The 10,194-nt window shown below is 69.1% G+C and carries 13 protein-coding genes; 6 read left to right on the top strand and 7 right to left on the bottom strand.

The annotated features are described in order from the left end of the window. Together IBL25_RS21765 and IBL25_RS21760 are read left to right on the top strand one after the other, a co-directional pair. Nucleotides 1-727 (top strand): YbfB/YjiJ family MFS transporter (locus IBL25_RS21765; RefSeq protein ID WP_187780592.1); only part of this gene is annotated, 727 nt, incomplete at its 5' end. Between the two features lie 66 nt (nucleotides 728-793). Further along, entirely contained in the window at nucleotides 794-2,050 is a 1,257-nt protein-coding gene (locus IBL25_RS21760) for an MFS transporter (protein ID WP_187780591.1), read from the top strand. Nucleotides 2,051-2,104: 54 nt separating this feature from the next. On the opposite strand, the gene IBL25_RS21755 is transcribed toward IBL25_RS21760, so the two are convergent. From IBL25_RS21755 to pdxH, 6 genes are all read right to left on the bottom strand, one after another. Further along, a complete protein-coding gene (locus tag IBL25_RS21755) occupies nucleotides 2,105-2,851 on the bottom strand; it encodes an ABC transporter ATP-binding protein (RefSeq protein ID WP_456315880.1) in 747 nt (248 codons plus the stop codon). Beyond that, nucleotides 2,848-3,696, bottom strand: a complete 849-nt coding sequence (locus IBL25_RS21750) for an ABC transporter ATP-binding protein (protein WP_367615665.1) — start codon at nucleotides 3,694-3,696, stop codon at nucleotides 2,848-2,850. Before IBL25_RS21750 ends, IBL25_RS21755 begins: the two co-directional genes overlap by 4 nt. Before the next feature lie 8 nt (nucleotides 3,697-3,704). Then, the gene (locus IBL25_RS21745; RefSeq protein ID WP_187780589.1) at nucleotides 3,705-4,613 is read right to left on the bottom strand and encodes an ABC transporter permease; all 909 of its coding nucleotides are present in this window, start codon (nucleotides 4,611-4,613) and stop codon (nucleotides 3,705-3,707) included. A gap of 1 nt (nucleotide 4,614) precedes the next feature. Further along, nucleotides 4,615-5,688 carry an ABC transporter permease gene (locus IBL25_RS21740; RefSeq protein ID WP_456315879.1) on the bottom strand — a complete coding sequence of 358 codons (1,074 nt, stop codon included), beginning with the start codon at nucleotides 5,686-5,688 and terminating at the stop codon, nucleotides 4,615-4,617. A gap of 44 nt (nucleotides 5,689-5,732) precedes the next feature. Next, nucleotides 5,733-7,331 carry an ABC transporter substrate-binding protein gene (locus tag IBL25_RS21735; protein ID WP_187780587.1) on the bottom strand — a complete coding sequence of 533 codons (1,599 nt, stop codon included), beginning with the start codon at nucleotides 7,329-7,331 and terminating at the stop codon, nucleotides 5,733-5,735. Between the two features lie 113 nt (nucleotides 7,332-7,444). Beyond that, nucleotides 7,445-8,089, bottom strand: a complete 645-nt coding sequence (gene pdxH, locus IBL25_RS21730; RefSeq protein ID WP_321210472.1) for a pyridoxamine 5'-phosphate oxidase — start codon at nucleotides 8,087-8,089, stop codon at nucleotides 7,445-7,447. Between the two features lie 98 nt (nucleotides 8,090-8,187). Between pdxH and fabI the strand changes: the two genes are divergently transcribed. The 4 genes from fabI (at nucleotide 8,188) to IBL25_RS21710 (ending at nucleotide 9,777) form a co-directional block, all read left to right on the top strand. Continuing rightward, complete coding sequence (gene fabI / locus IBL25_RS21725) at nucleotides 8,188-9,036, top strand: enoyl-ACP reductase FabI (protein WP_187780585.1); 849 nt, start codon at nucleotides 8,188-8,190, stop codon at nucleotides 9,034-9,036. A gap of 136 nt (nucleotides 9,037-9,172) precedes the next feature. Further along, nucleotides 9,173-9,352, top strand: a complete 180-nt coding sequence (locus tag IBL25_RS21720) for a hypothetical protein (RefSeq protein ID WP_187780584.1) — start codon at nucleotides 9,173-9,175, stop codon at nucleotides 9,350-9,352. Nucleotides 9,353-9,363: 11 nt separating this feature from the next. Continuing rightward, on the top strand, nucleotides 9,364-9,585 hold the full coding sequence (locus IBL25_RS21715; RefSeq protein WP_187780583.1) for a hypothetical protein: 222 nt from the start codon (nucleotides 9,364-9,366) through the stop codon (nucleotides 9,583-9,585). Nucleotides 9,586-9,594: 9 nt separating this feature from the next. Beyond that, complete coding sequence (locus tag IBL25_RS21710; RefSeq protein WP_187780582.1) at nucleotides 9,595-9,777, top strand: hypothetical protein; 183 nt, start codon at nucleotides 9,595-9,597, stop codon at nucleotides 9,775-9,777. Between the two features lie 36 nt (nucleotides 9,778-9,813). Here IBL25_RS21710 and IBL25_RS21705 read toward each other — a convergent pair. After that, the coding region (locus IBL25_RS21705) for a hypothetical protein (RefSeq protein WP_187780581.1) at nucleotides 9,814-10,194 on the bottom strand (381 nt) is incomplete at its 5' end.

Here is a 10,194-nt window from a genome sequence, read left to right as displayed (position 1 = left end):
CGCGGCGCTGGGCGCCGTGGCGGTGCCGCTGCTGCTGCAGGGCGGCGTCGCCCTGGCCTGGATCGGCATGGCGGCGCTGGTGGCGCTGATCTGGCTCGCCGCCCGCCCCTACTGGCCCAACCCGCAGGTGGCGACGCTGGCGCTGCCCCGTGGCCAGGCCTTGCCGCCGGCCTGGTGGCTGCTGGGCACCTATGTGCTCTCGGCCGCCGGGATGGTGCCGCCCATGGTCTATACGGCCGATCTTGCCGTGCGCGGCCACGGCGCGGGGGCCGTGCTGACGGGGCTGCTCTGGGTGCTTTTCGGCCTCGGCGCCGTGGCGGGCACATTGGGCGGCGGCGTGCTGGCCGGGCGGATCGGCGCCATGCCGGCCGTGCGGCTCTGGATGGCCTTCCAGGTGGCGGCCCTGGCTGCCGCCCTGGCCCCCGCCGGCTGGGGAAACTGGGCGCTGTTGCTGGCGGCGCCGCTTTCCGGCTTCTCGGGCGTGGGCCTGACAGCGGTGACCCTGGCCGGGGCACGGGAGGTCGCCGGCCCTGCCTCCGCCGTGCTCTGGGCGCGGGCCACCGTGCTCTACGCGCTGACCCAGGCCTGCACCGGCTTTCTGCTGGCGGCGCTGTTCCGTTGGAGCGGCGACCAGCACGCCGCCGTCTTCGGCGCCGGGCTGGTGCTCTCCGCCATGGGGCTGGCCGTGGCGCTTCTGGCGCCGAGGCGGGCATCACCGTCTTCGTGAAGCTTCGGCGGGTTGCCTGCGCGGCCGCGCTATGCTGCGTTGCAGCAAATCCTCCGGGCAGTGACTATGACCTTCTCTCCCTCTCCCGATACCGCGCGGGATGGTGCCGGCGTGATGTCGCCCGCCCGCGTTCGGCTGGTGATCCTGGCCCTCGCCATGGGTGGCTTCGCCATCGGCATCGGCGAATTCGCGGTGATGAGCCTGATGCCGAATATCGCCGGCAACATGGATGTCAGCCTGCCGCGGGGCAGCCACATGATCAGCGCCTATGCCCTGGGCGTGGTGGTGGGCGCGCCGGTCATCGCCGTGCTGGCGGCGCGGCTGCCGCGCCGCCTGCTGCTGATCGGGCTGATGCTGCTCTATGCGCTGGGGCATCTCGCCAGCGCCACCGCCGGTGGCTTCAACTGGCTGGTGGGCTTCCGCTTCGTCTCCGGCCTGCCGCATGGCGCTTATTTCGGCATCGCCTCGTTGGTGGCGGCCTCCCTGGCGCCGCCGGACCGGCGCGCCCGCGCGGTGGCCATGGTGATGCTGGGGCTGACGCTCGCCACCCTGGCCGGCGTGCCGCTGGCCAACTGGATGGGCCAGTTCCTCGGCTGGCGCGCTTCCTTCGGCCTAGTGGGGGCGCTGGCGCTGCTGACGGCGGTGCTGCTGGCACTGTTTGCCCCGCGTGGCGGCGGCGTCGCATCGGCCACCAGCCCGTTGCAGGAGCTGGGCGCGCTGCGGAAGCCGCAGGTGCTGCTGACCATCGCCACCGGGGCCGTGGGCTTCGGCGGCATGTTCGCCGTCTACACCTACCTGGAGCCGACGCTGGTGCAGGTGGCCGGTGCCCCGGCCAGCGTCCTGCCACTGATGCTGATGGTCTTCGGCCTGGGCATGGTGGTGGGCAATATCGCCGGCGGCTGGATGGCGGACCGGGCGCTGATGCCCGCCATCGCCGGCATCCTGCTCTGGATCTTCCTGGCCTGCCTGCTGGTGCTGGTCACGGCCGGCAATGTCTGGGCGCTGGGGCTGAACGTGTTTCTGGTCGGCTGCGGCGTGGCGCTGGGCGCCGGTTTGCAGACCCGCCTGATGGATGTGGCGCAGGAAGCCCAGACCCTGGCCGCCGCCATGAACCACAGCGCTTTGAACATCGCCAATGCGCTGGGCCCTTGGCTGGGCGGCCTGGCCATCGCCGCCGGCTATGGCTGGACTTCCACCGGCTGGGTGGGCGCGCTGCTCAGCGCCGCCGGGCTGGCGATCTTCCTGTGCTCCTGGGCGCTGGAGCGGCGGAAGGTGGCGCAGCTCTCCTTCGAGCCTGCCGAGCGCAGCCTCCAGCACCACTGAAGCGTCATCAGAGAAGGCCCGGCGAGACCCGCCGGGCCCAGCCAGGCGGGCGCCCTAGCCTTCCAGCTCGTGCGACAGGGCGATCAGGTCCCGCGTGTGGGAATGCGTCGCTTCCCCGGCGCGGAGCTGCTGCTCAGACAGGATCTCGACGATCCGGCCGCCCTGCATCACCGCCAGCCGCTCGCACAGATGCCCCACCACCGCGAGGTTGTGCGAGACCAGGATGCAGGTGAGCTGCCGCGCCTGCCGCAGGTCGGCCAGCAGGTTCAGCACCTCCGCCTGCACGGAAACGTCCAGCGCGCTGGTCGGCTCATCCAGCAGCAGCACGGAAGGGTCGGCGATCAGCGCGCGGGCGATGGCCACGCGCTGCCGCTGCCCGCCGGAAAGCTGGTGCGGATAGCGGAAGCGCGCGGTGCGCGGCAGCGCCACTTCCTCCAGCGCGCGGGTGATGCGCGCCTCGGCATCCGGCACGCCGTGGATGGCGAGCGGCTCGGCCAGGATGCGGTCCACCGTCTGCCGCGGGTGCAGCGAGCCATAAGGGTCCTGGAAGACCATCTGCACCTTGCGGAAGAAGGCGCGGTCCCGCTTGTGGCCCAGTTGTTCGCCGTCGATCTTCAGGGTGCCATCCCAGCTCTCCACCAGCCCGGCGAAGCAGCGCAGCACAGTGGACTTGCCGGAACCGGATTCACCCACCAGCCCGAAGGTCTCCCCCGGCGCCACGCTGAACGAGACATCGTGGACAACATGGTTGCTGCCGAAATGGACGTTGAGCCGGTTGGCCTCGATCATCGCCTGGCTCACGTGCGCGGCTCCAGCCACTTGGGGTCGCGGGTCAGCACCGGCAGGCGCGCGCGCTTCTCGGAGAGCGCGGGCATGCAGTCCAGCAGCCCGCGGGTATAGGGATGCTCGGCGCGGTGCAGGTCGCGCGCCGGCAGGGTTTCCATCACCTGCCCGGCATACATCACCACCACGCGGTCGCAGAAGCGGGCCACCAGCGGCAGGTCATGGCTGATCAGCATCAGCCCCATGCCGCGCGCGGAAACGAGGTCCTCGATCAGCTTCAGGATCTCGGCCTGGACAGAGGCATCCAGCGCACTGGTCGGCTCATCCGCGATCAGCATGTCCGGGTTGGGCGCCAGCATCATCGCGATCATGACGCGCTGCCCCATGCCGCCGGAAACCTCGTGCGGATAGGAATCCAGCACGCGCTTCGGGTCGCGGATGCGCACCTGCTCCAGCAGGTTCAACGCGGCCTCCCGGGCTTCCCGCTTGCCACCCTTGTTGTGGGTGCCCCAGGCCTCGGCGATCTGCTGGCCGATCGTCATCACCGGGTTCAGGCTGTATTTCGGGTCCTGCAGGATCAGGCCGATGCGGCCGCCGCGCAGCTTGCGCATCTGCCGCTCGCTGGCGCCCAGCACGTCGATGCCGTCGAAGACCAGCTTATCCGCCCGCACCCGCGCCGCTTCCGGCAAGAGGCGCATCAGCGCCCGGCCGGTGACGGATTTGCCCGAGCCGCTTTCGCCTACGATGCCCAGCTTCTCCCGCCCCAGGGACATGGAGACGCCGCGCACGGCGGGGTTGAAGGTGCCGGAGGCGGTGGGGAAATCGACCCGCAGGTTCTGGATTTCGACCAGGGGCTTGTTCACGGAACCGCTCATCGCTGCTTCGGGTCCAGCACGTCGCGCAGGCCATCGCCCAGCAGGTTGAAGGCCAGGCTCGCCAGGAAGATGGCGATGCCCGGGATCACCGGCACCCACCACTGCTCCAGGATGAAGCGGCGGGCGGTGGCGATCATGGTGCCCCATTCCGGGATCGGTGGCTGCGCGCCGAGGCCGAGGAAGCCGAGGCCGGCGGCGGTGAGGATGATGGAGGACATGTCCAGCGTCACGCGCACCGTCAGCGAGGGCAGGCACATCGGCGCCACATGGCGCAGGATGACGCGCCAGGGCGAGGCGCCGGTCATGCGCACGGCGGCGATATAGTCGGCGTTGCGGATGGTCAGCGTCTCCGCCCGCGCCAGCCGCGCATAGGGCGGCCAGGCGGTCAACGCGATGGCCACCACGGCGCTTTCCACGCCCGGCTTCATGGCAGCCACGAAGGCGAGCGCCAGGATCAGGCGCGGGAAGGCCAGGAAGACATCCGTGACGCGCATCAGGAGCTTGTCGACGATGCCGCCGGCATAACCCGCGACGCAGCCGACGATCAGCCCCAGCGGCGCCACCAGGATGACGACGGCCACCACCATGCCGAGCGTGACGCGGCCGCCATAGAGCAGGCGGGAATAGGTGTCGCGCCCCAGCTCATCCGTGCCCAGCCAATGGGCGGCGGAAGGCGGCTGCAGGCGGTCCGCCAGCACCTGCACGCCCGGGTCATGCGTCGCCAGGACCGGCGCCAGGATGGCCAGCACCAGCATGGCCAGCACGATGAAGAGGCCCGCCACCGCCAGCCCGTTGCGGCGGAAGGCCAGCCAGGTCTGGTAGCGCCGGCCCCACTTGGCCTGGGCGCGGGAGGTGGGCGTGTCGGAGAGCAGCCATTCACGGCGGCTCAGGGTCGCTTCGCTCATCTTATTTCACCCGCGGGTCGAGCAGCCGGTAGAGCAGGTCCGCCAGCAGGTTCAGCACCACATAGATCAGCCCCACCACCAGGGTGGCGCCCAGCACCGCATTCATGTCGGCATTCAGCAGCGACACGGTCAGGTACTGGCCGAGGCCGGGCCAGGAGAAGATCGTCTCGGTCAGCACCGCGCCTTCCAGCAGCCCGGCATAGGTCATGGCCAGCACGGTGACGAGCGGCACCATGATATTGCCGAAGGCGTGCCGCCAGACGATGCGGCCGGAGGAAAGCCCCTTGGCGCGCGCGGTGGTGACATATTCGCTCCGTAGCTCCGCCAGCATGAAGGCGCGCGTCATGCGGGCGATATAGGCGAGGCTGAAGAAGGCCAGCACGCCCGCCGGCTGGATCAGGTGATACAGCGCGTCATTGAAGGCGCCCCAGTCACCGGCCAGCAGGCTGTCCACCGTCAGGATGCCGGTGCGCTCTTCCACCATGCCCTCGAAATAGATGCTCTGCCGCCCGGGGCCGGGCACCCAGCCCAGCTTGGCGTAGAAGAGCAGCAGCGAGACGAGGCCGAGCACGAAGACCGGCAGCGAATGCCCGGCGAGGCAGAAGAGCCGCACCGCCTGATCGACGAACTTGCCCTGCCGCGTCGCTGCCCAGACGCCCAGCGGCACGCCGATCAGCACGGCGATGATGATGGCCACCGTCGCCAGTTCGAAAGTCGCCGGGAAGAAGCGGGCGATGTCCTGCGTCACCGGGTTCGAGGTCATCACCGAGCGGCCGAGGTCGCCTGAGAAGATCTGCCCCAGGTAGCGCCAGAACTGCACGTAGAGCGGCTGGTCCAGCCCGAGGTCGAGCCGCGCACGCTCCACCACATCCGCCGGCGCCCGGTCGCCGACAATGGCCAGTACCGGGTCGATCGGCACAACGCGTCCGATGAAGAAGGTGACAACCGCCAGCCCGAACAGCGTGATCGGCACGCTGGCCAGGGTGGACAGGGCGCCGCGCAGCCGGAGCCAGGCGGCGGAAGGACGTGCCCGACGCGCAACCGGCGCGGCGGGCGGCTCGGCTTCAGGCGGCAACAGTTCCGCCTGAAGTTCCCCATCGGATCGCATTCAGTGAATACTCAGACCTTGGTGATGTTGGTGTAGGAGTGCCGGTCGTTCATCGGCCCCATGTCGAAACCCTTCACGGCGGCGCGGGAGACGGAAACCTCGATCTCCTGCAGCATGACGACGAAGGGGGAGGTCTGCTGGTGCTCCTTCTGGATGTCCAGGTACATCTGGGCGCGCGTCTCGGCATCCGTCTGCTTCTGCGCTTCCAGCGTCTTGGCCGAGAGTTCCGGGATCAGCCAGCTCGCGCGCCAAGCCAGGGTCTTGTTGCGGGCCTCATCGCCATTGTCGATGTTGATGGAGAAGGCCTCGGCATTGCTGTTGGGGTCGAAGTAGTCGGAGCCCCAGCGCACCATGGCGATGTCATGGGTGCGGGCGCGGGTCTTGGTGATGACCGCGCGCTGCTCGCCGGGCAGCATCTTCAGGCGGATGCCGATCTCGGCCAGGTTCGCCTGGATAGCCTGCGCGATGTCGGAGAGCGGGGCGCCGGAGAAATAGTCGAAGGACAGTTCGAACCCGCCCTCCAGCCCGGCCTTGGCCAGCAGCGCCTTGGCCTCAGCGACATTCTTCTGGAAGGGCGTCTCGGTCAGCGCGCCGGGCAGGCCGGCGGGCAGAAAGGCCTGGTGCACCGCATAGGTGGTGGGGACGATGTTCTTCTGGATGGCGGCATAGTCGATGGCCATCTTGATCGCCTGCCGCACCTCGGGCTTCGCCAGATTGGGGTTCTTCTGGTTCAGGCTCAGGTACATCAGGCTCGCCTTGCGGGCGTATTGCACCGTGAAGTTCCGGTCCTTCTCCACCGTCGCGATCTGGTCCGCCACCAGGTTGCGCACGATGTCGAAGTCGCCCTTCTGCAGGCCCAGCAGCTGCGCCGAGGGGTCCGCCACATGGCGCATGATGATGCGCTTCATCTTCGGCGGCTCGATCGCATGCGGGTTGGCGTCCAGCATGACATTGTCGCTGGCCCGCCACTGGCGGACCATATAGGAGCCGGAGCCGGCGGAATTCTGCTTCAGCCAGGCATTGCCCAGGTCATCGCCCTTGGCATTGGCGGTCACCACCGCCTTCTCCACCACGCTGCCGACCGCCGCCGAGAGGCAGTAGAGCAGGAAGGAAGGCGCGGTCGGCTCGGCCGTCTGCAGCACCAGGGTCTTGGCGTCGGTGGCGCGGATGCGCTCGGCCACATTGTCCTTGGTGAAGCCGAACTGGTTGATGATGAAGGCCGGCGACTTGTTCAGGATCACGGCGCGGGAGAGCGAGAAGGCCACGTCCTCGGCCGTCACGGGCTTGCCGGAGGCGAACTTGGGGCCGTCCTTCAGGGTGAAGGTGAAGGTCTTGTTGCCATCCGAGACCGTCCACTTCTCGGCCAGCTCGCCGCGGATCTCGGAAGGGTTGCTGTTCGGCGTCGTCACCAGCTTCTGGTAGACATTCCCCGCGATTTCGGAGGCCGTGTACTCGAAGGCCTCATGCGGATCGAGCGAGATGATGTCGTCGATCTGCTTCGCGAAGACCAGCACGTCCTTGGGCGTCTGGGCCTGGGCGTCGGTGGCGGCCAGCGCGGCCGGCAGGGCGGCGGCGCTGGAGGCGAGCAGCAGCGAACGGCGAGTCAGCATGAACGGAAACCCTTTGCGGATTGCGCAGAATAACGCAGGGGTGGGGTGCTGCGCCAGCATGGGCATGTGCCCCGGCGCGGGGCTTCGCCACCCGCGCCGGCGCCACGACAGCCTCAGGGATAAAGGGTTTCGGAGCGCCAGCCACCATCCGGCCGGGCATGGAAGACGCGGCGGTCATGCAGGCGGAAAGGCATGTCGCGCCAGAACTCGATGCGCCGCGGCAGCACGCGGAAGCCGCCCCAATGGGACGGGCGCGGCACCGTGTCATCCGGGTAGCGGGCTTCCACCTCGGCCACCGCCGCCTCCAGCTCCTCCCGGCTGCCCAGCGGGCTCGACTGCCGCGAGGCCCAGGCCCCGATGCGGGAGCGGCGCGGGCGGGTGGCGTAGTATTCGTCGGATTCCGCCGCCGTCACCTGCTCCACGGTGCCCTCCACCCGCACGGCGCGGCGCAGCGTCTTCCAGTGGAAGTTCAGCGCGGCGCGGGGATTGGCCAGAAGCTGCTCCCCCTTGCGGCTCCCGTGGTTCGTGAAAAAGACGAAGCCGCGCGGGTCCAGCCCCTTCAGCAGCACCATGCGGGCGCTGGGCCAGCCGTCCGGCGTGCTGGTCGCCAGGCACATGGCATTGGGATCATTGGGTTCCGAGGCCTCGGCCTCGGCCATCCAGGCGTTGAAGATCGCATAGGGGTCGGCGTCGGGTGTCGGTACGCTCATCTGCTCCTGTCCCTGCTTCCTCTTGCCGGCGGGACGGGGGTGTGCCACCACGCCTTGACCCTTGCAACGCCCTGCCGCCGGACTCCGGACACATCCGGCGCCCTGTCTTCGCTGTCCCCATTCAACAGAACCGGTCCTGCCTGAACATGGAACCTGCCGCGCAATCCAACACCCCTGAACCCGCCAAGGGCAACCTGATGGCCGGCAAGCGGGGCCTGATCATGGGCGTGGCGAACGACCGCTCGATCGCCTGGGGCATCGCCCGCGCCCTGGCCGCCCAGGGGGCGGAGGTCGCCTTCACCTATCAGGGCGAGGCGCTGGAGAAGCGTGTCCGCCCACTGGCCGAGAGCCTGGGCAGCGACATCGTGCTGCCCTGCGACGTGACGGACGAGGCCAGCATCGACTCTGTCTTCGAGACGCTGGAGAAGCGCTGGGGCAAGATGGACTTCCTGGTCCATGCCATCGGCTTCGCCGACAAGCAGTACCTGCGCGGCCGCTACATGGACACGCCGCGCGCGGCCTTCCTGCAGGCGCTGGACATCTCCTGCTTCTCCTTTGTCTCCGTCTCCAAGCGCGCAGCGGCCCTGATGTCCGAGGGCGGCAGCCTGCTGACCCTGACCTATCTGGGCGCCGAGCGCGTGACGCCGCATTACAACGTGATGGGCGTGGCCAAGGCGGCGCTGGAGGCCAGCGTGCGCTACATGGCCGTGGATGTGGGCGGGCGCGGCATCCGCGTGAACGCCATCTCCGCCGGCCCGATCAAGACCCTGGCGGCCAGCGGCATCGGCGACTTCCGCTACATCCTGAAGTGGAACCAGTACAACGCGCCCCTGAAGCGCAACACCACCATCGAGGATGTGGGCGGCTCCGCGCTCTACCTGCTCTCCGACCTCGGCGCCGGCGTCACCGGCGAGGTGCATCACGTGGATAGCGGCTATCACATCGTCGGCATGAAAGCCGAGGATGCGCCGGACATCGTGGTCGGCCGCGACTGACCCGCCGCGAAGGCCGCCCCTAGGGGCGGCCTTTTTCGTGAGGGGCCTAGCCTGCAACCCCTTGCCCCTTCGGCTGGTTCTTTCCCCGCAGTGGCAAGGGGCACCGCCCCGCGCCGCACGGAAGAAGGAGAAGGCCATGACGCACGCGCATATGCCGCCGGTCCCGCCGGCGAACCAGCCGAAGCATGGGGGCCCGACCCAGGACCCGAAGAAGTCGGACATCAAGGCCGAGACCCTTGACCGTGACCCGAAGCAGGGCCGCAGCGGCGACATCAAGCAGAACACGACCCACCAGGGTTACCAGCAGGACCGCTGAGGAGACTGCCCATGCCGAACAAGAACCCCGATACCGAACGGGTGGGCGGCCCCGGCAGCAGCCACCAGAACCGCGAGCACCCGGAAAAGTCCATGGCCACCGGCAAGAAGGGTGGCGGGGACAATAGCGGCCCCACCCCTGGCTCCCCCACCAACAGCCGCGACAGCCGGATTTCCGGCGGCGGGGGCGAGCGGGACGAGCACCATACCCACGACCCCCGCACCAAGTCCTGAGAGGGCCCCATGGCCGAAGCGAAGAAGGATGCGGAACGCGACGCGGATGACACCGCCAGCGGCACGGTCCAGGAGCCGATTCCGCCCGGCGAGCCGCAGCCCGGCGACATGAACGAGCTGGGCGGCAACCTGGGCGGGCCGGTCGATGTCTTTCCTGGCCGGCCGCGCAAGCCAGTGCAGCAGCAGGAATGAACCTGGAAAGGGCGGCAGCTTGGCCGCCCTTTTTCCTTATGGCACCCGCTGCACCTCCACCAGCGGCCGCCCGCCCTCGACATAAAGGCGGTAGGACAGCACCACCTCGCCCAGCCCCGTCTCGGCATTGACCAGGCATTGCGGCACCGGCGCCATATAGGGCCGCAGCCGCTGGTATTCGGCGCGCAGTGCCGGCGTGGCGCTATAGGCTTCCATGATGACATCGGTGTAGGGGCGCGGATTGCTCAGCCGCTGGATGCGCGTGCCGCCGGACAGATGCGGCGTCGCCTGGAAGGTGAAGGACACATCCTGCAGCAGCGCCGGGTCGGCGCAGTTCAGCGCGGCCAGCGGCCCCTCCCCACCCCCGGCCGGTGGCGCGGGAGCCGGCTGGGCCGGAGGCTGGCGCGGCGGCAGGGC

Origin of the sequence: Pseudoroseomonas ludipueritiae, assembly GCF_014490445.1 — a bacterium.
GTDB classification, from domain to species: Bacteria; Pseudomonadota; Alphaproteobacteria; order Acetobacterales; family Acetobacteraceae; genus Pseudoroseomonas; species Pseudoroseomonas ludipueritiae.
Note: the sequence above shows the minus strand (reverse complement) of the source record. Positions and strands in the feature narration are given on the sequence as shown.

What these genes read in the sequence shown, in the direction of transcription:
- IBL25_RS21760 (WP_187780591.1), top strand. Translation starts at nt 794, where the DNA reads ATGACCTTCTCTCCCTCTCCCGATACCGCGCGGGATGGTGCCGGCGTG.
- IBL25_RS21745 (WP_187780589.1), bottom strand. Translation starts at nt 4,613, where the DNA reads ATGAGCGAAGCGACCCTGAGCCGCCGTGAATGGCTGCTCTCCGACACG.
- IBL25_RS21735 (WP_187780587.1), bottom strand. Translation starts at nt 7,331, where the DNA reads ATGCTGACTCGCCGTTCGCTGCTGCTCGCCTCCAGCGCCGCCGCCCTG.
- fabI (WP_187780585.1), top strand. Translation starts at nt 8,188, where the DNA reads ATGGAACCTGCCGCGCAATCCAACACCCCTGAACCCGCCAAGGGCAAC.
- IBL25_RS21720 (WP_187780584.1), top strand. Translation starts at nt 9,173, where the DNA reads ATGACGCACGCGCATATGCCGCCGGTCCCGCCGGCGAACCAGCCGAAG.
- IBL25_RS21715 (WP_187780583.1), top strand. Translation starts at nt 9,364, where the DNA reads ATGCCGAACAAGAACCCCGATACCGAACGGGTGGGCGGCCCCGGCAGC.
- IBL25_RS21710 (WP_187780582.1), top strand. Translation starts at nt 9,595, where the DNA reads ATGGCCGAAGCGAAGAAGGATGCGGAACGCGACGCGGATGACACCGCC.